Raw genomic sequence first — 22,834 nt, 5'->3', positions numbered from 1 at the left:
GTCGCTCTGCGTGAGCGATGGTTGTTTCGGGCCGCACCTTGTCGTCTGACCGACACCTTGCGGTGATTCCGGCGTTGATTTAGCGCCCAATTTGTTAATTGAACTTGCTTCGCGGTCGGGTGGTGGTGATGCCGCAACCGGACAGGTGCGGAGGGCCTGGCCCCCACCCCGGCCCCGTTTCCGCTGTCGCCGCACATACGCCTGTGGGGTGACGATGCGCATGCGCGTAACAGCGGCGAGCCCCGACCCGGCGACCCCTGGTCTGACGACCGCCGGACCGCCGGGCCGCCGGGCCGCCGGGCCGCCGGGCTCCGGCTCGGCGACCCCGATCCTCAGATCTTGCTCGGTACCTGTAGCTGCGGCTCGAAGATCTGAGGATTATGGTCGTTTTGGCAACCCCGATCTTCGTATCCTGCTCGGCAGCGGCAGCGGCAGCGGCAGCGGCAGCGGCAGCGGCAGCGGCAGCCTGTGGCTCAGGATTTCCTGCGGAGATCAGTCCCAGCGCAGCAGGTGCGAGACCGGCCGCGCGGCGAGGACGCGGGCGGCGAGGCCGCCGGCCGCCGCGCAGGCCAGCGGGGTCACCGCGAGGCCCAGCAGCACGCCGAGGCCCGGTCCGCTCCCGTACCCCGGGCCCATCCCGATGCTGGCGGAGACGAGATCGCTCAGCACACGGAAGCAGACCAGGCCGAGCGGGATCCCCACCGCCAGACCGAGCACGCCGAGCGCGGCGCCGGCCACCGCTCCCTGCCCGACGAGCTGGCGCGGGGTGAGCCCGAGCGCCCCGAGAACACCCAGCGCCCGCCCGTTCTCCCGATTGCCGGCGAGCAGGGTGGAGAGCAGGTTCACCAGCGCGACCGCGGCGACCAGGCCGGCGATCGAGAGCATGGCCGTTCGGACCATGGCGAGACCCTCGGTCGAGCTGTCCTGCAGCTCGAGCGGGACGTCGTCACCCAGGGCCTCGCTGAGCTGGTCGGCGAGCGCCGCCGGGCTGACCGACGGCCCCGCCGTCAGCCGGAAGACCGTCGCCACGGCGCCTGGTTCGGTGCGGCGCAGCTCCGCCATCGGCAGCAGCAGGATGTCGCCGGTGTCCTCGGTGGTCCGGTACCAGCCGACCACCCGGGCGGTGTGGGTGGCTCCGGCGACCTCGAACGCCACGGTGCCGCCGACTTTCAGGCCGCGGTCGGCGATCAGCCCGTAGCCGACGGCGACCTCGCCCGCGCCGAGCGGAAGCCGCCCGGCGCCGATCTGGTAGGCCGGCGGGCCACCGTCGAAGGCCCGGGCCAGCACGGTCTCACCGCCGAGGTTCGCCGGGCGGTTGGCCTCGGCGTACCAGCTCGCGACTCCCGGCGCGGTCCGCACGACCGAGCCGATCCGCGCGGCCTCGGCGCCCTGCGCCGCCGCGACGTCCGGTGCGGCTGCACCGCCCTGTGCGCCGGTGCCGTGCTGCGGGCCGCTGCCGTCCTGTGCGGGCGCGCTGTCCGAGGCCTGCGCGCTCACCGTGACGTCCCAGGGGCTGCCGGTCTGGAACGGGTCGGTCGCCGCGCTTTCGACGATGCGCAGGAATCCACCGGTCACGATGAGGCCGACGACGGCGACGACGACGGCCAGCGTGCTCAGCCCGGTGCGGGCCGGCCTGGTGGCCAGCGGACCGAGCCCGAGCAGGCTCAGCCGTGCCGGCACCCGGGTCGCCGGCCCCCGTGACCACAGCCTTCCGGCCGACGGGCTGTCGCGCAGTGCCTCGGTGACCGGTGCCCGCGCGGCCCGGACGGCAGGGCTGATCGTCGCGATGACCAGCACCAGGCTCAGCACGCCGGCGGTGAGGAGCAGGTCGGCCACCGACCACACCGGTGCGGGCCGGCCGGCGAGCGGCGCCGCGCCGAGATCGAGCAGCGGCGAGACGAGGGAGCCCAGCACCCACCCCGCCGCCGCCGCGGCGAGGCCGAGAACGAGGTGCTCGCCGACGAGGGCTGCGACGATCTCCCGGGGCCGGCAGCCGACCGCGCCCAGCATGGCGATCTCCCGCCGCTGCCGGATGACCCGGATCGTCATCGTCCCGGCGATCACGATCGCGCAGGCGACCAGCAGGAAGACACCGAAGGCGGAGACGAACCGGCCGAAGATCCGGGACGCCACGAGGATGTCCCCGCGGGTGTCCGGCCAGGTGTTGGTCCAGCCGGCCAGGTCGGGATGGTCACGCTGGAGGCGTCCGGCCAGCTCCTCGGGGTCGGTGCCGGGTGCGGCGTCGAGCAGATACCTGGTGGACGACGCCGTCCCCGTCGGGTCGAGCCGGCGCGCCCCGGACGAGCTGGCGAACATGCGGATCGGGTCGCAGTCCGGAAAGGCGCAGTCGGTCAGATCGGTCGCGGTGCCGACCACGGTGAACGGGACGTCCGCGCCACCGGAAGACCGCAGGGTGACCGCCGACCCCGGCACCAGCCCGAGATGGGTGGCGGCGCTGCGCTCGACGACCAGCTCGCCCGGGCCGTCGAGCCACCGGCCCGCGGTCACCTGGGAGGCGCCGACGACCTGGTCAGGATCATCGACCGCCGCCACCTCGGCGGACTCCAGGTCGGCCGGCCCCGATCCGGTGACCAGCTCGCCGTCGACGACCCGCTGCGGCCCGGCCACCGCCCGGACCCCGGGCACACCGGCCAGCGTCGCGGCACCGTCCCGCGCGGTGGCCGCGGTGGCCGCGGTGCTCGGGGTGGCTGCGGTGGCCGCAGTGGGCTCCGCGGGAAGGCCTCGGGCCTGGACGACGACGTCGGGCACGTTCGTCCGTTCGGCCAGGTCGTCGAGCCGGCCCTCGCCGCCGCGGGCCACGCTCACCCCCGCGGTCAGCCCTGTCGCGGCGATGACGAGAACCAGGAGGAGCACAGCCGTCCCGGCACGGCCGCGGCTGCGCAGCCCCGCCATGGTCAGGGCGATGATCGCACTCATCACCAGCTCCCAAGGCCCAGCAGGTCGACGTCGCCGGTGCCGGTCGCGGTGCCGGTGTCACTGTCAGCGCCGGCCCGTTCTGGGCCTTCGGCATCGTCGCCGGAGCCGGAGCCGGAGCCGGAGCCGGCCGCCGTCGCGGCGGTGGCGCCAGAGCCGGGCAGGGCCCCGACCACGCCCGGGCTGTCGGTCAGGCCTCGGGGGCGCCGTTCGTCGGTGACCTTCCCGTCGCGGAGGAAGACGATACGGTCCGCGGTGGCCGCGACCGCGTAGTCGTGGGTCACCATCACGACCGTCCGCCCGCCCGCGTTCTCCGTGCGCAGCAGATCGACGACCGTGCCCGTGGCCTCGCTGTCGAGCGCGCCGGTCGGCTCGTCGGCGAGCAGCACGTCGGGGCGGGTCGCCGCGGCCCGGGCGATCGCCACCCGCTGCTGCTGGCCACCCGAGAGCGTGGCCGGCAGCGCCCGGGCGACGTCCGACAGGCCGAGCAGGTCGAGCAGCTCCTGGGCCCGGGCCCGGGTCGCCCGCCGCCCGGTGCCGGCCACCCGCATGCCCAGCTCCACGTTGGCCTGGACGGTCAGGTGGGGGACGAGGTTGTACGCCTGGAAGACCAGCCCGACCCGCTGCCGGCGGGCGAGGGCGCGCCGGCCCGCCGAGAGCGTGCTGATCTCCTCCCCGGCGAGGCGGACCGACCCGGAGTCGGCCGTGTCCAGCCCGGCGAGCAGGTGCAGCAGGGTCGACTTGCCGCAGCCGCTCGGCCCGACGATCGCCACCCACTCCCCGGGCGCGACGCTCAGGTCCACCCCGCGCAGGGCGACCCGCTTCGCCGGCGCCCGCCCGAACGCCTTCGTCAGCCCGGTCACCTCGATGATCGGCGTTCCCGCCGAGCTGGACGGCTTCGGCTCCATGATCACAATCTCCCCGAAAGTCGTTCCTCGACCAGGTCGAGCCAGCGCAGCTCGGCCTGCAGGTGCAGGACGGAGGCCTCGCGCAGCAGATCGCCGAGGCCGACAGGCAGGTCTGTCCGACCGCCGGTGCCGTTGGCGCCCGTGCTGGTGTCGTTGGTGTTGGCGGCCTCGTTCAGGCCGCCGGGGCCGCGGGGCTTGCCCGCGGGGTGCTTCGCCGCCCGCAGATCGGCCAGCGTGCGCAGGGCCTGGATGCAGCGCATCCGGTGCTCGGCGACGGCCGGGGCGATCGTCCCGTCGGTGATCAGGCCCGCGACCAGCTTCAGCACGATGTCGCTCTTGCCCACGGGCAGCTCGGACGGATCAGCCAGCCAGCCGCGCAGCGCCTTGCGGCCGACCTCGGTGAGCTCGTAGATCTTGCGATCGGGCCCGTCCGCGTTGGCCTCGACGTGATGGACGACCGAGCCGTCACGTTCGAGCCGGGTCAGGGTCACGTAGATCTGGCCGACGTTGACCGGTGGCGCCACGTCACCGAACAGCTCGTCGTGGGCTCGTTTGAGCTCGTAGCCGTGGGCGGGCCCGCGGTCGAGCAGGGCAAGCATCAGGAACCTCACGAGGCGCCGTGGGACGTCCAGCCGATCTGCATAACGGTTATGTATAACGGCTAGGTAGCAACTGTCAACGATCGGCCCGCCTGGGTGACCGTCGGCCCGCGTCGGCCCGCGTCGGCCCGCGGCCGGGCCACTCGAAGGTGATCGAAAGCTGGCCGGGTGGCGCTAGGGCGGCGCCTCGGCGGTTCCTTGCCGCCGGCCACCGCCACACGGCACCAGCAATTCGCCCGGCCACCGCCGCACAGCACCAGCAATTCGCCATAAGAGAGGCAAAAGGGGCGTAGCTTCGCCTGACGACCCGCAAGAAGGAAGGATTTTGGTTGTCGGGACGACCAAAATCGTTCACCCTTGCGACTCGTCAAACCGGGCTGCCGGGCTGCCGGGCTGCCGGGCGCTCGGAGGTCCGGCCGCGTTCGAGGGGCTGCGAGCCTCCCCCGCCCGCCAACTAGCGATCTTGGCCGGCGTCGGTCTGTGACAGCCGGAACGTGGCGACCCATCTGCGCTGCCAGGGGGTCTCGACCGCCCGGGGGTGGAGGTGTTCCCGGGTCCAGGCGATGGCGGTGGCGGGGTCCAGGCCGGTCAGCACGGCGAGGCAGGCGATGACCGTGCCGGTGCGCCCGACACCGCCGCCGCACGCGACCTCGACCGCCGAGCCGGCGGGCTGCGCACGTTCGTGCAGCGCGCGGATGTGCCGGATGGCCTCGTCGCGATCACGGGGCAGCCCGAAGTCGGGCCAGTCGATCCACTGTCGCGCCCAGGTCAGCGCGTCGTCGTGCCGACGGCGTAGCCGCGGTGAGCCCAGGTAGAGACCGAAGTCGGGTGATCGTCCGTCCGGGCGGGGGTGGCGCAGGCCGCGCCCGCGGACCCAGGTGCCGTCGGGCAGTTCGATGGCTCCGGTGAGGGTGGGAAGGCTCGGCATGTCAGGCCTGCGACTCGCCGTCGGCCCCCCTGCCGGCCCCACTGCCGGGCCCGCCATCGGGGCCGCCGTCGGGCCCGGTGAGCCAGGCGGGATGTTCGCGCAGTGCCCAGGGGAGCGGGACCATCCCGGTGCGCATGCCGACCAGGGCGACCGGGTCGCGCGAGGCCATCCACAGATGGCCGCAGACCCCGACGAACAGGCCGAGCGCGAGTGAGTCGTGAACGAAGGTGGCGCCGGTGCGGTAGGAGACGGGGATGGCGCCCGGGCCGCCGTACTCCATGATCAGACCGGTGCCCAGCATGACGAGCACGGCACCCGCGACGAACGCCGCGTACAGCTTCTGGCCGGCGTTGAACTTGCCGACCGTCGAGCGGTCCCGGCGGCGTGGGCGGGTCCGCAGCCAGGCCCAGTCGCCGGCGGTGAACCGGTCGAGCGCGGCGACGTCCCGGCGGTACGCGGCGGAGACGGCGGCGGCGAGGATCGGCAGCGGCAACGCGAGACCGGCGTACAGGTGGACGGCCGACACGATCTGCCGGCGGCCCACCAGCGTCGCCAGCGGGCCGAGGTACAGCACCGCCGCCGTCGCCAGGCAGATTCCGGTCAGTACCGCGGTGGACCAGTGCGCGGCCCGGCTCGCCCGGCCGAACCGCCGCACCAGCCGCGGCACCTCGCCGTGCCCCGCCGCTTCGCTGTAGTCGGCGGCTTCGCTGTAGTCGGCGGCGTCGCCGTACTCCGTCGATTCGTCGGACGGGCTGCCCGACGGGCCGTCCCATGCGCTGTCAGACGGGCTCATCGTCGCGCCCGTTCGACTGGCCGATCCAGGCGTCGACGTCGTAGCCGCGCTGCTCCCAGTAGCCCGGGGCGACCGCGTCGACCAGCTCGATCTCGCCCAGCCACTTGATCGACTTGTAGCCGTACATCGGTGCCACGTAGAGGCGCACCGGCCCGCCGTGGTCGTGGGTGACCGGGCCGCCCAGCATCGTGAGGGCCACCAGGACCTCGGGATGGCGGGCCTGCTCCAGGGTGAGGCTCTCGTCGTAGGCGCCGTCGAACGAGCGGAAGGTCAGCGCGGTGGCCGCCGGCCTGGGCCCGGCGGCGTCGAGCAGGGCCGCGAGGCGCACACCCGTCCAGCGGACGTCGGGGACGCGCCAGCCCGTCACACACTGGAAGTCGCGTACGAGCTCGGTCTGCGGCAGCCGGGAGAGATCGTCCAGGGTGAGCCGCAGCGGCCGGTCGACCAGCCCGTGCACGGTCAGCACATAGTCCGCGGCCGTCCGGGCCGGAACATGGCTGACCACCGAGTAGTAACGGAAGCCGCTGGACGGGAGCAGGCCGGTCAGCCCGGTCGGGTCGTTCTCGCGTAGCGGGGCGACGAAGCGGTCGGTTCCGCGCTGCACGTCGGCGCCCACGAAGACGCCGAGCGCGCCGAGACCGAGCATGGCGAAGACCACCCGCCGCCCCACCGGAGTTCCCTCGGTCATGAATTCAGTGAACCTTCTCCGTCTGACGGGCGACGCTCCGGGTCCCGTGAGTCCGAGCTGACGACGACCGCCGATCTTCGTGCCGCGGGCCCGGTGCCCCGAGACGAATCTCGGGGCACCGGGCCCGCGGTGTGCCTGCCGGGCTCGTCCGGCTCAGGCCGTGACGTCGCGGCGTTGCAGGCTGACCGACGCGAACACCAGGGCGGCCACCGCGTAGCCGAGCCCGGCGAGCAGCGCCGGGGTGTAGGACGCGTCCGGCACACCGCCGCGCCCCACCGCGTCGAAGACGAGACCGGGCAGGACGGACGTCGCGGTGCCCCACGAGTCCTGCACGATGTGCTCGAGCGGGAACATCCAGGCGATGCCGACGACCAGGGCCGCGGTCGTCGAGCGCAGCGCGATGCCCAGCGCCGTCCCCGCGATCGCGAAGAAGGCCGCGGCGAGCAGCGCGTTCAGGTAGGCGGTGGCAACCTCGCCGAGCGCGGTGGCCGTCCACCACTCGCCGGTGTCGATATCGCGGGTGCCGGCCAGCAGCGCCGCGGTGACCAGGCTCAGCGCGAGCGCGAAGAACAGCGTGATCGCCACCGTCCAGAGCATGATGCCGAGGCGCCCGACCAGCCAGCTCAGGCGCCGGGGCTCCTTCAGGAACAGGCTCCGCAGCGTGCCCTGGCCGAACTCGGCGGTCATGCTGACGGTGAAGAGCACGAAGACGAGCAGCCCGATGAACGTCGTGCCGCCCCGGAAGCCCAGGACCAGGCCCTGCGCCGTCTCGAGCTGCGGAACGGAGATCGACAGGCCCGGCGCGCCCGGGCTCGGTGGGGTGAACGTGTCGTCGGCCAGCACGATCGCCAGCACTGTGGACAGCACGGTGAGCAACGTGACGGCGGCCATCGCCAGGGCCACGCCAGGACGCTGCAGCTTGACGAGCTCGGCGCGGTAGGCGCGGATGGTGGCCTGCAGTGCCGCGCTCACTGGGCACCCCCGGCGGCGACCTCGACCAGATCCCGGTAGCGATCCTCCAGACTGGCCTGCCGCCAGGTCATCTCCACCAGAGTGATCCCGTTCGCGTGCGCGGCCCGGTTGACCGCGGCGAGGGCCGGCTCGGGCGCCGGCCGCGTGTCGCCCGCCGGGTCTGCTGCCACGGCCGGCCTGATCTCGACGAGGACCCGGTCACCGGCCCGTTCGCAGGGCAGGCCCAGGCCTGCGACCAGGTCCGCCAGCATGCCCAGTGCGTCGGGGCTCTCGGGCCGCAGCTCGACCCGGCTTCCGGTGGAGGCCATGAAGCTGGCGGTCGGGCCCTGGTAGGCGAGCCGGCCCTTCTCCAGCACGATGAGCCAGTCACAGATCTGCTCGATCTCGGCGAGCAGGTGGGACGAGACCAGTACCGTGCGCGCCCGCTGCCGTTCGCCGGGCGGTGCCTCGGCCAGCGATCGCACGAGGTCCCGCATCTGCCGGATGCCGGCGGGGTCCAGGCCGTTCGTCGGCTCGTCGAGCACCAGCAGGTCGGGGTCGGACAGCAGGGCGGCTCCGATGCCGAGCCGCTGCTTCATCCCGAGCGAGTAGGTGCGGTAGGCGTCGTCGGCCCGCCCCGCCAGCCCCACCTGGTCGAGGACGTCGTCGGCGATGGCCGGGTCCTGCCCGGCGAGGACGGCCAGCGAGTGCAGGTTGCGCCGTCCGGACAGCCCCGGGTACAGCGCGGGGCCCTCGATCAGCGCCCCGCACCGCGGGAGGAAGTCCTCGGGCGCCCGCAGCGGCTCGCCCAGCACGGTGCCGCCACCCGCGGTCGGCCGGACGAGGCCGAGCAGCATGCGCAGCGTGGTTGTCTTGCCCGCCCCGTTGGGGCCGACGAACCCGGCGACGACCCCGGCCGGAACGGTGATGTCGAGATTCTGGACGACGGTGCGGCGGCCGTACCGTTTCGTCAGTCCGCGGACGTCGATCGCCGGTGGGCCGGTCACCGGCCCGGTCCGGATGGTGGTGGCTGCTGTCATGCCGCTCAGCCTGATCGTCACCGGCTGTCACGTCGTCCGTCGACGATCGTCATCGATCTGCGCAAAGTGGCGGGCCGATACCTACGCCTGCGGGAGTAGTCGCCGGGGCGCCTGCGCTCGGCGACCCTGGGCGGCCTCAGCTGGGCGGTCTCAGCCCGCGAGCCCGGCCTGGTTGGCGAGGACGGCGAGCTGGGCGCGGTCACGGGCGGCGAGCTTGATCATCACCCGGCTGACGTGGGTTCGCGCGGTCGCCGGGCTGATGACGAGGTGGGCCGCGATCTCGTCGTTGGACAGGCCCAACCCCACCAGGCCCATGACCTCGCGTTCCCGGCTGGTGAGGCCGCTGAGATCCACCGCCGCCGGGGCACTGGGCCGCCGGGCGAACGTCTCGATCACCCGGCGGGTGACGGTGGGGGACAGCAGCGACTCGCCGGCGGCCACCACCCGGATGGCCCGCAGCAGGTCCGCGGGCTCGGCGTCCTTCAGGACGAAGCCGGAGGCCCCGTTGCGCAGCGCCTCGAAGACGTACTCGTCCAGCTCGAAGGTGGTGACCATGACGACCCGGGTGGCCGCCAGGGCCGGGTCGGCGGTGATCTCCCGCAGTGCCGCCAGCCCGTCCAGGCCCGGCATCCGGATGTCGAGCAGGGCGACATCCGGGCTGACCCGGCGCACGAGGTCGAGCGCGGCCAGGCCGTTCTCCGCCTCGCCGACGAGCTCGAGGTCCGCCTCCGTCTCGATCAGGACCTTCAGCCCGAGGCGGATGAGCGGCTGGTCGTCGGCGATCACCACCCGGATCATCCGGCGGTCCCGGTTCGGTCGGCCTGTGCCTGTGCCTGTGGCTGTGGTTGCGGCCGTGCCTGCGATTGCGGTGGTGGTTGCGCGGCTCCCGGCGCGGCCCGTGCGGCGATCGGCAGCTCGGTGCGTACGCACCAGCCTCCCGCCGGGCGCGGCCCGGCGGTGAAGGCTCCGCCCAGTTCCGCGACGCGCTCGCGCAACCCCCGAAGGCCGTGTCCGTCTGTGACCGGAGTCCTCGCCGGGTCCGGCGCATCCGCGGCCCGCGTGGGCGTGTCGACGACCTCGATGCACAGCCGGATGTCGGTCGCGTGCAGGGCGACCCTGACCTCGGCGGCACCGGCATGGCGCAGCACGTTGGTCAGCGACTCCTGCACGATCCGATAGGCGGCGAGATCGACCTCGGCGGGCAGGCCGTCGAGGTCCCCCGCGGTGATCAGGTCGACGGCGGTTCCGCAGAGCCGGACCTCGGAGATCAGGCCCGGCAGCCGGCTCAGGCCGGTCTGGGGTGTCCGGGGCGCGCCGCGACAGCCGTCCGCCGCGCGGTCGTCTGCCGCCCAGTCGTCCGCCGCCGGGCCGCCTGTCGCCGGGCCGTCCGCCGCCCGGCTGCCCGCCTGGCTGCCCGTCGGGCAGTCCGCCTGGCCGTGTGCCGCGCAGCCGTTCGGCGCCGGGCCGCCGGCCGCCGGGTAGCTGCTCGGACCCGCGTGCCCATCCGGTTCGGCGGAGGTGGGCGCGGTGCCGGGGTTCGCCTCGCGGTGAGCGGCGGGTGTTCCGTCGGGCGGGTCGAGGCGCAGGTCGGGGGCGCGGCCGTCGCCCGCGCGGGTGATCGCGAGCGTGGCGCGCAGCTCGTTCAGCGCGTCGACGCTGGTGCGGCGGATGGCTTCCAGGGCCACCTGGGCCTGTTCCGGCCGCCGGTCGAGCACGTGCAGCGCGACCGCCGCGTGCAGCGAGATGATCGACAGGCCGTGGCCGACGACGTCATGGACCTCGCGGGCCATCCGCAGGCGCTCCTGTTCGACCCGCCGGCGGGTCTGTTCCTCCTTGGCCCGCGCCGACGCGATCCTGCTCAACCGGAGCAGGGAGCCCAGCATCGCCGGGATGACGGCGACCGCGAGCACCCCGGCACATGCGAAGGCGAGCTCCCATCCACCGCCGACGTAGCCGCGGAGGTGGGCCACCACGGTGGCCGTCAGCAGAACGGCCCCGGCCGACTTCGCCGCCCGGCCGGCGGTACGGGTCGGTGCCTGCACGCTGAGCGTGAACGCAGCGATGATGACCACGATGACCGCGGGCCCGTGTGGATAGCCGATCGCGATGTAGACGCCGATGACGAGAAGCTCGGCGACGAACAGTGCCAGGGGCTTGTACCTGCGCAGGGGGAACAGGCAGGTCGCCAGGATGATCAGGGCGTAGGCGGTGCTGTCCAGCTCGCGGCCGGGCGGGATCTCATCCTGGGCCGCGTTGCGTGACCCGGCCAGCAGTACCACGCCGAGGATCACCGTGGGCAGGACGTCGGCCATCACCACCGTCGCGACGCGGCGGACGGCCGCAGAGGGGATGCGCGCGAGCAGGCCGGCAGGCGGACAGCTGCGAACGTCGCAGACGCCCGTGCCCTCCTCGATCCCGGCCCACTTCCCGAGGCTCGCGACGAGCTGGCTGACCCTCGGCTGGACCCGACGACTGGTCCGCTGCATCGTTCCGACGGTAACCGGCGGCGGTCCGGGAGGTCATCCGTCCCGAGGCGTAGACCGGGATACCGCAGCGGACGTACCGCGTCCGGCGCAGGGCGGGAGCGCGAACGGCCAGCGGTGGTCAGGGGCGGTCAGCGGTGGTCTGGGGCGGTCAGCGGCGGTCAGCGGCGGTCAGGGGCGGTCAGTGGCGGGCGGGCTCGCGCTGCTCGAAGCGCAGGCGCAGGCCTTCGGGGGTTGCGACAGCATCGGCGAGGCGGGTCCCGCGGGGAAAGGACGGCAGGATCACCACCGGCTCGGCGAAGACCGCCGTGTTCGCGGAGGTCATCAGCTCACCCGGCAGCCGCTGGTTCCCCAGCACGATCTCGTCCGGCAGCAGGGCGAGGCGGCCGTCCCGGACCAGGGGAATGCCGATGATCCGGATGGCCAGCGTGCGGTTGCCCAGGTCGATCTCGGTGCCGATGGACAGCCGCTCGTCGCCGCCGTAGGTGATGTCCGTCCACCGCGCCTCGGGTGGGGACATCCTGGCCGGGTCGCCGTCGAAGACGGGCCCGCAGGAGTCGCCGAAGACCCCCAGATAGCCGCCGAACAGGGACATCAGCGCGTAGGCCGGGTCGTCCCAGGTGTTGCCGGCGGCATCGCAACCGCGTCGCAACCGTCGCAGCTCGCCGTAGGACGCCGTCGCGCTGACCTCGAGGACGGCGTGGCGCCCGGTGGCCGCGTGCAGCAGATAGGGGAACCGCGGCGGCCGGACCCGCACCGTCGCGTCCAGCGCGCCGAGACGTCCGCTCAGCCGGCGGTTGGCACGGCGGACCGCGAGCCGCGCGGCCAGCCGGTCGACCGCCGCACCGGCGAGCGTGCCACCGATCACGGCAAGGGAGATGGACGGGGCGGCTGGACGCGGCCTGGCGGCGGACGGCGGCATGGCGGCTCCTCGGGGATCCGTACTGGAGGCCCAGGTGCTCGTGTTCGTCTTGATCAGGTTCACAGCGGGCGCTGTCGACGTCCCTCCAACGAGACAGCACCCAGCTGTGAACCGGATACGAGATGAAACTGAATTACCTGTGCACTCACTGGTACGTCGCGGTGCCGTGTGAAACCTCACGCGAAAGCTTCGGCCCGTCCTGCCTCCACCCGGCCAACCCGGGTGGACACACCGGACCGAGGGGCCGGCGCCGTTCGGAAGCCGCTCGGATCAGCCGCAGCCGATGAGGCAGCTTGGGAGCGTCACGGGCGGCAGCCGCAGGTCGAGGCCCGGTGTCTGGGTGTTCCCGGCACGTGGCCGGGCCGTTGTGGCCCTTGGCCGCGTACTGCTCGGTCGGGTGGTCGTCGCGGACTGTGAGCGCACCGTGGTGGTGTCGGCGCCGTCGGCCGCATCGCTGTCGCCGCCCTCGGACGATGTCTGCCCGGCGGTGCCCTTTCCCGCCGGCCGGGTGCTGGAACTGGGCGTTGTCGTCGGGGTGGCCGGGGTGCGGCTGTCGCCGGCCCCGGTGGGAGCGGCCGGTGCGGCCGAGCGGCAGGCCGTCTCGGAGCTGGCCGCCTGAGAGCTGGCCGCGCCGCTGGCCGCGCCGGATCGGCATTCCTCGGCCACGGCCGAGGAGCCGCCGCCGCCCGAGCCCTTCTGCCCGACCATGAAGGCGGCCACGAGCGCGATCACCGCCAGCGCCCCGGTAATCAGCTGGGACCTGGGGATCGGTCGCGCGGACCCGCGATGTGTGCTCACTTCGGTCCGTCCGTTTCGTGCGTGGTGGCGGTGAGCACCGGGTGGTCCCGCCACTCACGCCACGGACACTACGGACATCGGGGAGCAGTTACGACAGGGGGCCGGAGTTTCCCTCGTTCCGCCCTCCGACCGGTGGGCGTGTGCCGGCTCAGCCGGCGGCGACCGGCGTGGGCTGCCGTGCCTCACGGGCGGCCCGGCGGGCCGCTGCGGCGGCCTTCTTCTCCGCCTGACGGGTGGCGAGCGCGTCGAGGCCGTTCATGAAGACGCCGATGTCCGCCTGTGCCTTCGCGGCCTCGCCCGAAAGACCCTCGAGGCTGAACAGCTTCCAGTGCCGCAGGATGGGCGCGACCACGTCGTCGTGGTGGATCCGCAGGTCGTAGATGCCGGACTGGGCGATGTAGCGGGCCTTGCGGCCGAAGTCCCGGATGCCGGTGCCGGGCATCTCGAACTTCATCAGCTCGTCCCGGATGATCGGCAGCAGGCGCTCCGGGGCCAGTTCCAGCGCCGCGGCGACCAGGTTCCGGTAGAAGATCATGTGCAGGTTCTCGTCCGCGGCGACGCGGCTGAGCAGCTTCTCGGCGAAGGGCTCGCCGGTCACCCGCCCGGTGTTGCGGTGGCTGACCCGGGTCGCCAGCTCCTGGAACGACACGTAGGTCATCGCCTCCAGCGCGGTCTTCGCCCCGGAGTCGTAGCCGCGCTGCATCTGCAGCATCCGGTCGCGCTCCAGCGTCACCGGGTCGACCGCGCGGGTCACCAGCAGATAGTCCCGCATGGCCATCGCGTGACGGCCCTCTTCGGCGGTCCAGCGGCCGACCCACGTCCCCCACGCGCCGTCCCGCCCGAACGCGACCGCGATCTCGCGGTGGTAGCTGGGCAGGTTGTCCTCGGTGAGGAGGTTGACCTCGAAGGCCATCTGGGCCGCCTCGGAGAGCACGGACTGCTCCGGGGCCCACGGCGTCGTGTCGAAGTCACGGCCCTGGCTCCACGGGACGTACTCGTGTGGCATCCACTCCGCCGCGATGCTCAGGTGCCGGTTGACGTTCGCCTCCGCGACCGGCTCAAGTTCGCGCAACAGGTCGATGTCCGTAGGGGATCCCATAGATGAACTCTGACATCGCTCCATGATTCGTGGCCATGGCCGCGCGGAGTGGAATCCGGTCCTAAAACTGTCTCCGGGGAACAGTTTTCGTCGGCAACCTTCCGATCGGTCAGGGGACTTCTGCCTGCACGGGACAACCTGCGGCCCGCGTCAGGGCAACCCGGGCCGGGCCGCGGTGCCCGGGATGCCTTCGCGGTGCCCCGGGACGGCTTCGCGGTGCCCCGGGATGCCTTCGCGGTGCCCGGGGACGGCTTCGCGGTGCGCGGGACGGCTAGAACGACTGCGACGACTGGAGCGCCCGGGCCGACCCGGCCAGCAGCGCGTCCAGGACGGCCTCGGCCCCGGTCGCCCGGTCCGCGACGAGCCAGGGGGCGACCCAGCCGCCGGCCGCCAGGCTGCGGTAGATGGCGGCGCAGCGCTCCTGGAGACCCTCGTCGCGCTCGAACGTGTCCAGCGCGCGGGTGGCGTCGCCGGCGGCGCGCTGGCGGGCCGACGCGCGGGCCGTCTCCACCGGGACGTCCAGCAGCACCTGGAGATCCGGCCGCGGCAGGCGCAGGGCGGTCAGCTCCAGCTCGGCGATCCACGCCAGGAAGTCGGGCCGCTCGTCGGCCGGCAGACGGGCGGCGCCGTACGCGGCGTTGGAAGCCAGGTAGCGGTCGACCAGGAGGACGTCGTGCCCGGCCGCGCGGGCGGCGAGCTCGGGCAGCGCGTTCGCCCGGTCGAGGGCGAACAGGACGGCGGTGGCCCGGGCCGATCCCGCAACCCCGGCGAGGCGCTCGTCGCCGTCGAGCATCGCCCGGACGGCGGTGCCGAGCGGCCCGGCCGTGTAGCGGGGGAAGGAGAAGGTCGCGGCGGTGCGCCCGGCCGCGGTCAGGGCCTCGACGAGACGGGAGGTGAGGGTGTGCTTTCCCGCGCCGTCGACGCCCTCGATCGCGACGATCATCATGCTGCCGCCCCCGTGCCGGCGAAGGCCCGCCGCTGCTCGATCCTGCTCATAGGGCCGCCAGCCTAGCCCCAGTGGTGTCATCTGGACGCCCGCCTGGTGCGGCACCTCGGGAACGTCCGGGCGGGCCAAACCGGGTGCTTCGGGTTCGCGCCCCTCAGCGCCCGCCGATCTCGGCCGCCGCTCCGGGCTGCCACTGGCTCCGGGTTTGCGGGCGGAGTTCCCCTCAAGAGGGACAAAAGGGGCGCAGATTCGCCTGGCAACCCGCAAGAAAGAAGGATTCCGGTCGTCGGCACGACCAAATCGTTCACTCTTGCGACCCGCCAAACCGGCCGGCCCACTCGGTCACCGGGCCGTCGGGCGGAAGGTCCGGCCGCGTCCGTGGAGCGCGAACGTCCCCGCTCACTGACCAGATCATCTCTTCGAAGACCGGCTTCGGGCTGCCGCCGGGGCGAGCTGTGCCGGGGCCGGCTGCGTTTCCTCAGGCTGCGTTTCCTCAGGCTGTGCTCCCTCAGGCTGTGCTGCCTCCGGCTGCGTCGCCGTCGGCTGTGCTCTCTCCGGCCGCTTCGCCGCCGGCTGCGTCGTGTTCGCGGCGGCGGCCGCGGCCGGGAGGCGTGAGGCGGTGACCGCCGCGGTCTCCCGGCCCGGCTCGTCCAGCCGGTAGACACGGCGGGCGTTGCCGACGCCGATCATCTCCGCCAGTCGGGTGGCGTCCGGCTCGGTCCAGTCGCCGTCGGCGATCCCGTCCGCCAGCACGGTCGACAGCGCTCGGCGGAACAGCAGCGAGCCGAGCAGGTAGAGCTCGCCGAGCCCGAACGCGTCGGTGGAGAAGAGGAACCTGCTGAACGGGACCAGCTCGAGCGCCTCGCCGAGCAGCACCGGCGCCCGGCGCCCGAGATTCTGGAGCGCGAGCCCGACATCCATGTGCACGGTGGGCAGAATCTGGGCCAGGTAGCCGGCCTCGCGGTGGTAGGGGTAGCAGTGCAGGAGCATCACCGGCACCCCGGTCGGTGCGAGCGCCCGCAGCAGGCCGGTGAGCAGCAGCGGGTTGCAGCGGTCGAGGTCGAGATCGGCGTCGCCGTAGCCGACGTGGATCTGGATGGGCAGGCCGGCGTCCACCCCGGTCCAGATCAGGAAGGCGTGCAGCAGCGGGTTCGCCAGCCGGATGGGTACTCCCCGCCGGATCAGCGCCATCCAGTCCCGGACCGCGGCGGTGACCTCGCGGTCGGTCGGCCGGGCCGCCGGCAGCGCGAGGCCCACCCGGTAGGCGGCGACGGACTTCAGCCCCACCGTCGTCGGGCTCGCCCCGGCGATCCGCTCTCGGATGGTGTCGGCGAAGTGGTTGACGCCGAGCTGGCCGGTGACGATGTCGACCGCCAGGGTCTCGGCGAGCCGTTCGAGCCGCAGGATGTCGTGGCCGGTCGCGTCGCAGGCGACGGCGAGCTCACCCGCTGACATCAGCGGCTCCGGCAGGTAGCCGGCGTCGACGCAGAAGGCGCCGATCCCGGCCGCGCGCAGGAACCGCCGGTTGACCTCCTCCACACCGAGCTCCCCGCGGCGCGCCAGATAGTCCTCGGGGCTGCTGTGCGGGGCGAGGTCGAGGACGGGTGCGCACCAGCGCCGCACGGCGAAGCCGACATGACTGTCGAAGAGCGTGGTGCCGGCCGGGGCGGGCTCGTCGGACTCGGTGAGCATGCGCTCGAAGTCCGGACGGCTGAGGTCGCGGGTGAGCAGCCCGTGACAGTGATGGTCCACCAGGGAGAGGTTCTCCACGAAGGGCAGCACCTCATGATCGTGCCCGGGTTCTGGGGACGACACACTCCCAGGTTGTGGATAACTTGTGGATGACCGCGGTCTGCCTGGGGATATCCACGCCCGGAGGAGTGGTCTGTCCCTGCTGGCCGGGGGTTTCCGACATCGGCACCTGTGGACGGCTGCCCGCCGGGGCGGCTGCGGGGCGGGAGTAGCGCGGCTGCGGGGGTGGGTACGGGGCGGCTGCGGCGCCGGTACCGGGGCGGGAACGGTGTGGCTGCGGGGCGGGCGTCGGTGAGCGTGGGGCGCGCCGAGCCGGAGCGTCACCGATGTTTGACATGTTTCCTGTCGCCTTGTCGGCGGACGCATGCTCGTCGAGCCTGGGGTGACGGGGCCGGTCGGCGGGCCCGGGCGGTCGGCGGGCCGTTTCGGGGTCGGCCGGTGGGCGGCGCGGGAACCCCTGTTGTTCCGTTGTTGTGGCATCTTCGCGGGTGAGGGGGTATCCATACCGGGCCGGCGGGGTGGTGCCTCGTTCCAGGCGACGAAATGTATGTCACTAATCTTGGCGCTCGCCGGCCAAACAGTCGAAAATCGACGGACTCCCTCGGTCCGTGCGGGACGTTCCGGGGCACATTCCATGAGGAGCCGCGCGTGCGCAAGGTGCTTGTGGCAAACCGCAGTGAGATCGCGGTCCGGGTGTTCCGAGCCGCGTATGAGCTGGGGCTGCGCACCGTCGCGGTCTACACCCCGGAGGATGTGGCGGCGCTGCACCGGACGAAGGCGTCCGAGGCGTACGAGCTGTGCGAGCCGGGTCATCCCGTGCGGGGATATCTGGACATCGACGCGCTGCTGCGGGTCGCGAAGATCGCCGATGCGGACACGCTGCATCCGGGCTATGGGTTCCTGTCGGAGTCGGCGGTGCTCGCGGAGGCCTGCGCGGCGGCCGGTGTCACGTTCGTAGGCCCGCCGCCGGCGGTCCTGCGGTTGACCGGTGACAAGGTGGCGGCACGCAACGCGGCGATCGCGGCGGGGCTGCCGGTGCTGCGGGCCTCGGAGCCGCTGCCGGACGGCACCGGCTTCGCGGCGGCGGCCGAAGCGGTCGGCTTCCCGCTGTTCGTGAAGGCGTCCGGTGGTGGCGGTGGGCGTGGTCTGCGCCGGGTCGAGCGGCCCGAGGACCTGGCCGACGCGGTGACCAGCGCGTCGCGCGAGGCGGCGGCGGCCTTCGGTGACGGGACGGTGTTCCTGGAGCAGGCCGTGGACCGGCCCCGCCACGTCGAGGTGCAGATCCTCGCCGATGCCTACGGGAATGTGATCCACCTGTTCGAGCGGGACTGCTCGGTGCAGCGCCGGCACCAGAAGGTCGTCGAGATCGCGCCCGCGCCCGCTCTGGACGCCGCCGTGCGCGACGCGCTGTGCGACGCGGCGGTGCGGTTCGCCCGGCACGTGGGCTACGTCAACGCCGGCACGGTGGAGTTCCTCGTCGGCGCGGACGGCACGTTCACCTTCATGGAGATGAACCCGCGCATCCAGGTGGAGCACACGGTGACCGAGGAGGTCACCGGGGTCGACATCGTCGGCGCGCAGCTGCGGATCGCGGCCGGGGAGAGCCTGGCCGATCTGAACCTGTCGCAGGAGGCCGTCTCGCTGCGGGGGACGGCGATCCAGTGCCGGGTGACCACGGAGGACCCCTCCGACGGATTCCGGCCCGACACCGGGACGATCACCTTCTACCAGTCGCCGGGCGGGCCCGGAGTACGCCTGGATGGTGCCACCTATCCGGGTGCGGAGGTCAGCCCGTACTTCGATTCGCTGCTGGTCAAGCTGACCGCGCGTGGCGCGACGCTGGAGAAGGCGTCGCGGCGGGCGCGCCGTGCCCTGAAGGAGTTCAGGGTGCGCGGAGTACGGACCAACATCGAGTTCCTCACCAGCCTGCTGGCCGATCCCGACTTCCTGGCCGGCGGGGTGACGACGTCCTTCATCGACGAGCGGCCGGGGCTGCTGAGCGCCGCCGATGACAGCGACCCGACCAGCCGCATGCTGGCCCGGCTCGCCGAGAGCACGGTGAACGGCCACGCCCGGCCCGCGGGCGGCGCGCTGACGGACCCGCGCACCATGCTGCCGCCGCTGTCCGCCGACACCCCGGCCTCGGGCTCGCGGCAGCGCCTCGTCGCCCTCGGCCCGGCCGGCTGGGCCGCCGACCTGCGGGCCCGCACCGAGCTCGCGGTCACCGACACCACGCTGCGCGACGCGCACCAGTCGCTGCTGGCGACCCGGCTGCGCAGCTTCGACATCCTGGCCGCCGCCCCGGTGTTCGCCGAGGCGACACCGGGCCTGCTGAGCCTGGAGTGCTGGGGCGGGGCCACCTACGACGTGGCGCTGCGCTTCCTGTCCGAGGACCCGTGGGAGCGGCTCGCCGCCCTGCGCGCGGCGGTGCCGAACATCTGCCTGCAGATGCTGCTGCGTGGCCGCAACGCCGTCGGCTACACCCCGTACCCGGACGACGTCGTCCGCGCGTTCGTCGCCGAGGCCGCCGCGACCGGCCTCGACATCTTCCGGATCTTCGACGCGCTCAACGACATCGAGCAGATGCGCCCCGCGATCGAGGCCGTCCTGGAGACCGGCACCGCCCTCGCCGAAGGCACCCTGTGCTACACCGGCGACCTCACCAACCCCGGCGAGAAGATCTACACCCTCGACTACTACCTGCGCCTCGCCGAACAGCTGGTCGACGCCGGCGTGCACCTGCTCGCCATCAAGGACATGGCCGGCCTGCTGCGCCCCGCCGCCGCGAGCCAGCTCGTCACCGCGCTGCGGGAACGGTTCGACCTGCCCGTCCACCTGCACACCCACGACACCGCCGGTGGGCAGCTCGCCACCCTGCTCGCCGCCGCCGCGGCCGGGGTCGACGCGGTCGACGCCGCCGCCGCGCCGATGTCCGGCGGCACCAGCCAGCCGAACCTGTCCGCGCTCGTCGCCGCCACCGACCACACCGACCGGGCCACCGGCATCCCCCTGCCCGCCCTGTCCGCGATGGAGGCGTACTGGGAGGCGGTCCGTGACCTGTATGTGCCGTTCGAGGCCGGGCTGCGTGCCCCGACCGGTGCGGTCTACCGGCACGAGATCCCCGGCGGGCAGCTGACCAACCTGCGCCAGCAGGCCATCTCGCTGGGCCTCGGCGACCGCTGGACCGAGGTCACCGAGTGCTACGCCGTCGCCAACGAGCTGCTCGGCAAGCCCATCAAGGTCACCCCCACCTCCAAGGTCGTCGGCGACCTCGCCCTCTACATCGCCGGCGGCTCCGTCGACGTCGACCGGCTGCGTGACCACCCCGAGGAGTACGACCTGCCCGCGAGCGTCCTGGGCTACCTCGCCGGGGAGCTGGGCACCCCGCCCGCCGGGTTCGCCGAGCCGTTCCGCGAGCGGGCACTGGCCGGGCGCCACCCCGAACCACCGGCCGCCACCCTCGCCCCCGACGACGCCGCCGCCATCGCCGACCCCGGCGCTACCCGGCGCGCGGCTCTGTCCCGGCTGCTGTTCCCCGGCCCGTGGAAGGACTACACCCAGGCCGTCGCCGCCTACGGTGACTCCTCCGTCATCCCCACCGAGGCGTTCCTGTTCGGCCTGCAGCCCGGCCGCCCCGCCCACGTCTTCCTCGAACCCGGCGTCGAGATCATCGTCGAGCTCGAGACCATCGGGGAGCCCGACGACGCCGGCATGCGCACCCTCTACCTGCGCGTCAACGGCCAGCCTCGGCCCGTCCGGGTCCGGGACAAGTCCATCACCACCACCGCCGCGGCCGCCCGGCGCACCGACCCAGGCAACCCCGGCCACGTCGGCGCCGGCCTGCCCGGCATCGTCACCTTCGCCGTCTCCGTCGGCGACACCGTCGAGAAGGGCCAGAAGCTCGCCGTCATCGAGGCCATGAAGATGGAGGCCGCCGTGACCAGCCCCGCCGCCGGCACCGTCACCGAGCTTGTCCGCACCAGCGGCGAGTCCGTCGAGGTCGGTGACCTGCTGCTGGTACTCGGCTCCTGAGCTCCTGAGCTCCTGACACACGCGGACGCCTGCTCGCGCGGACGCCCGCTCGCGTGGCCGTATCGACAATTCACCTCAAGAGCGGCAAAAAGGGCCTGGCGAGCCGCAAGAAGTGGGGATTTCGGTCGTTGGAGCGACCGAAATCCTTCACTCTTGCGACTCGCCAAGCCGGGCTGCCGGGCTGCCGGGCGCTCGGAGGTCCAGTCCCGGTCGCGTTCGTGGAGCGGTCAGGCGGTGCCGCCGTGGCGGGCGCGGCGGCGCAGCCGGGACGGATGGAACACCCAGGCGCGCAGAAGCAGGAACCGGATCACGGTCGACGCCAGGTTCGCGAGCACCAGCACGCTCAGCTCGGGGAGCCGGCCGGGGTCGTCGCTGACGGCGTGCAGGGCGGCCAGCGAGCCACTGGTCAGCGCGAGGCCGATCGCGAAGACGAACAGGCCCTGCAGATGGTGGCGGCCCGCGTCGTCACGGCCGCTGACGCCGAAGGTGAGCCGGCGGTTCGCCGCCGTGTTCGCGATCGCCGTCACCAGCAGCGCGATGAGGTTCGCCGCCTGGGCGCCGGTGGCGCCGTGCAGCAGCAGGAACAGCAGCAGGTAGGCCAGCGTGCTGGCGACCCCGACGCCGGTGAAGCGCACCAGCTGCCGGGTCAACCCCGCCGGGACCCCGGGCACCGGCCCGCCCGCGCCGCGTGTTCCGGCGCCGCGCGTTCCCACGGCGCCGGCCGCGGCCGTGGCCGCCCCCGCCCCGGCGCCCGCTCCCGGGCCCAGGCTGGCCCCGTTTCCTGCAACCATCGAGGCTCCGTTCAGTGGTGCTCGCCCGAACTCGCGGCGCAGTTCGGCGATCGGCAGCGCCCCGGTGCCAAGCGCACGGCCGAGCCGGGCGACGCCCTTCAGGTCGGCTATCGCGGTCGCGACGACGTCCACCCGGCTGTCCGGGTCGTCGACCCAGTCGACCGGAACCTCGTGGATGCGCAGCCCGCTGCGCTGCGCGATGACCAGCATCTCGGTGTCGAAGAACCATCCGCTGTCCTCGACGAGCGGCAGCAGGCTCCCGGCGACATCCGCGCGGATGGCCTTGAAACCGCACTGGGCGTCGGTGAACCGGACGGCGAGCATGCCGCGCAGCAGCAGGTTGTAGCAGCGGGAGATCACCTCGCGCTTCGGCCCGCGCACCACCCGGGAGGAGCGGGCGAGCCGGGTCCCGATCGCGAGATCCGAATGCCCGGAGATCAGCGGGGCGACCAGGGGGAGCAGTGCGGCCAGGTCGGTCGAGAGATCGACGTCCATGTAGGCCAGGACGGGTGCGGTCGAGACACCCCAGGCCGCGCGCAGGGCCCGGCCGCGCCCTTTGACGTCGAGGTGGATCACCGAGACCTCGGGGAGCTCGGCCTCCATCGCATACGCGATCGCCAGCGTCCGGTCCGTGCTGGCGTTGTCGGCGACCGTGATCTGGAAAGGGTACGGAAATGTCGTCCGCAGATGTGTGTGCAGCCGGGCTATGCAGGGCGCCAGGTCGTTTTCTTCGTTGTAGACGGGAATGACTACGTCCAGAACCGGGCGATCCGTGAAAAGTCGTTCGCTGCGGGGCCTGGGTACCAGGTCGGTGCCGCCCGCCGGCGCGGTGCGCCGTGCCGGTTCGGTGAAGAAGCCTCGCTGTGTGCCGACCGGGTGGTCGGCGCGGTGGGCTGTTTCCGATCGGCTCCCCGGTTCCCCGTGTCGCGCCGGCATTGCGGCGTCCGTCCTGGTCGCTGTCGTGCCGCCGGTCCAGGCATCCGTGGTCATAGCCTCACTGTCGACGGGTGGGCTGTGCCGGCCGTGTGGCAGTGCTGTGCGCTCGCTGTGAGCCCGCTCCGCAACCTTTCGAAAAGGGGGAACGAAAAGGAAACATGGCGATCCTGCTGAAGATTCCGAATACGAGAAGGCTGGGACGCGTGGTGGCCGGATGGTCCGCAGAGGAACCAT

Annotated in this window: 17 protein-coding genes; 2 read left to right on the top strand and 15 right to left on the bottom strand. The window is 73.0% G+C overall.

Annotated features, from left to right (window positions below; genetic code table 11):
• Positions 1-492 precede the first annotated feature (492 nt).
• From ACG83_RS22875 to ACG83_RS22825, 11 genes are all read right to left on the bottom strand, one after another.
• A complete protein-coding gene (locus ACG83_RS22875) occupies positions 493-2,937 on the bottom strand; it encodes an ABC transporter permease (protein ID WP_054568263.1) in 2,445 nt (814 codons plus the stop codon).
• Positions 2,937-3,842 carry an ABC transporter ATP-binding protein gene (locus tag ACG83_RS22870; RefSeq protein ID WP_054568262.1) on the bottom strand — a complete coding sequence of 302 codons (906 nt, stop codon included), beginning with the start codon at positions 3,840-3,842 and terminating at the stop codon, positions 2,937-2,939. The genes ACG83_RS22875 and ACG83_RS22870 overlap by 1 nt, the downstream gene beginning before the upstream one ends.
• Positions 3,843-3,844: 2 nt before the next feature.
• On the bottom strand, positions 3,845-4,441 hold the full coding sequence (locus ACG83_RS22865) for a PadR family transcriptional regulator (RefSeq protein WP_054568261.1): 597 nt from the start codon (positions 4,439-4,441) through the stop codon (positions 3,845-3,847).
• A gap of 454 nt (positions 4,442-4,895) precedes the next feature.
• Positions 4,896-5,369, bottom strand: a complete 474-nt coding sequence (locus tag ACG83_RS22860) for a protein-tyrosine phosphatase family protein (protein ID WP_054568260.1) — start codon at positions 5,367-5,369, stop codon at positions 4,896-4,898.
• 1 nt (position 5,370) lies between these two features.
• On the bottom strand, positions 5,371-6,162 hold the full coding sequence (locus ACG83_RS22855) for a cytochrome b/b6 domain-containing protein (RefSeq protein WP_235498110.1): 792 nt from the start codon (positions 6,160-6,162) through the stop codon (positions 5,371-5,373).
• Positions 6,149-6,850: a molybdopterin-dependent oxidoreductase gene (locus ACG83_RS22850; protein ID WP_235498109.1), complete on the bottom strand. Its 702-nt coding sequence runs from the start codon at positions 6,848-6,850 to the stop codon at positions 6,149-6,151. The genes ACG83_RS22855 and ACG83_RS22850 overlap by 14 nt, the downstream gene beginning before the upstream one ends.
• A 153-nt stretch (positions 6,851-7,003) precedes the next feature.
• Positions 7,004-7,822, bottom strand: coding sequence for an ABC transporter (locus tag ACG83_RS22845; RefSeq protein WP_083473466.1), 819 nt, complete (start codon positions 7,820-7,822; stop codon positions 7,004-7,006).
• On the bottom strand, positions 7,819-8,841 hold the full coding sequence (locus tag ACG83_RS22840) for an ABC transporter ATP-binding protein (RefSeq protein ID WP_054568584.1): 1,023 nt from the start codon (positions 8,839-8,841) through the stop codon (positions 7,819-7,821). The genes ACG83_RS22845 and ACG83_RS22840 overlap by 4 nt, the downstream gene beginning before the upstream one ends.
• 150 nt (positions 8,842-8,991) lie before the next feature.
• On the bottom strand, positions 8,992-9,639 hold the full coding sequence (locus ACG83_RS22835; RefSeq protein WP_054568259.1) for a response regulator transcription factor: 648 nt from the start codon (positions 9,637-9,639) through the stop codon (positions 8,992-8,994).
• The gene (locus tag ACG83_RS22830; protein WP_063793173.1) at positions 9,636-11,327 is read right to left on the bottom strand and encodes a sensor histidine kinase; all 1,692 of its coding nucleotides are present in this window, start codon (positions 11,325-11,327) and stop codon (positions 9,636-9,638) included. Before ACG83_RS22830 ends, ACG83_RS22835 begins: the two co-directional genes overlap by 4 nt.
• A 178-nt stretch (positions 11,328-11,505) precedes the next feature.
• On the bottom strand, positions 11,506-12,246 hold the full coding sequence (locus ACG83_RS22825; protein WP_054568258.1) for a hypothetical protein: 741 nt from the start codon (positions 12,244-12,246) through the stop codon (positions 11,506-11,508).
• A 283-nt stretch (positions 12,247-12,529) separates the two neighbouring features.
• On the opposite strand from ACG83_RS22825, the gene ACG83_RS22820 reads away from it, so the two are divergent.
• Positions 12,530-12,865: a hypothetical protein gene (locus ACG83_RS22820; RefSeq protein WP_152991494.1), complete on the top strand. Its 336-nt coding sequence runs from the start codon at positions 12,530-12,532 to the stop codon at positions 12,863-12,865.
• 327 nt (positions 12,866-13,192) lie between these two features.
• Here ACG83_RS22820 and ACG83_RS22815 read toward each other — a convergent pair whose 3' ends face one another.
• The 3 genes from ACG83_RS22815 to ACG83_RS22805 form a co-directional block, all read right to left on the bottom strand.
• Positions 13,193-14,143 carry an acyl-ACP desaturase gene (locus tag ACG83_RS22815; protein WP_054568256.1) on the bottom strand — a complete coding sequence of 317 codons (951 nt, stop codon included), beginning with the start codon at positions 14,141-14,143 and terminating at the stop codon, positions 13,193-13,195.
• A gap of 271 nt (positions 14,144-14,414) precedes the next feature.
• Positions 14,415-15,086, bottom strand: a complete 672-nt coding sequence (locus ACG83_RS22810) for a dTMP kinase (protein ID WP_054568583.1) — start codon at positions 15,084-15,086, stop codon at positions 14,415-14,417.
• 414 nt (positions 15,087-15,500) lie between these two features.
• Positions 15,501-16,871 carry an amidohydrolase family protein gene (locus ACG83_RS22805; RefSeq protein WP_235498107.1) on the bottom strand — a complete coding sequence of 457 codons (1,371 nt, stop codon included), beginning with the start codon at positions 16,869-16,871 and terminating at the stop codon, positions 15,501-15,503.
• Positions 16,872-17,489: 618 nt separating this feature from the next.
• Between ACG83_RS22805 and ACG83_RS22800 the strand changes: the two genes are divergently transcribed.
• Positions 17,490-20,873, top strand: coding sequence for a pyruvate carboxylase (locus ACG83_RS22800; RefSeq protein WP_054568255.1), 3,384 nt, complete (start codon positions 17,490-17,492; stop codon positions 20,871-20,873).
• A 227-nt stretch (positions 20,874-21,100) separates the two neighbouring features.
• On the opposite strand, the gene ACG83_RS22795 is transcribed toward ACG83_RS22800, so the two are convergent.
• Positions 21,101-22,600 carry a bifunctional glycosyltransferase family 2/GtrA family protein gene (locus tag ACG83_RS22795; RefSeq protein ID WP_235498106.1) on the bottom strand — a complete coding sequence of 500 codons (1,500 nt, stop codon included), beginning with the start codon at positions 22,598-22,600 and terminating at the stop codon, positions 21,101-21,103.
• Between the last annotated feature and the right edge of the window lie 234 nt (positions 22,601-22,834).

The organism is Frankia sp. R43 (genome assembly GCF_001306465.1).
GTDB lineage: Bacteria > Actinomycetota > Actinomycetes > Frankiales > Frankiaceae > Parafrankia > Parafrankia irregularis.
This window is presented reverse-complemented; position numbering and strand designations above follow the sequence as displayed.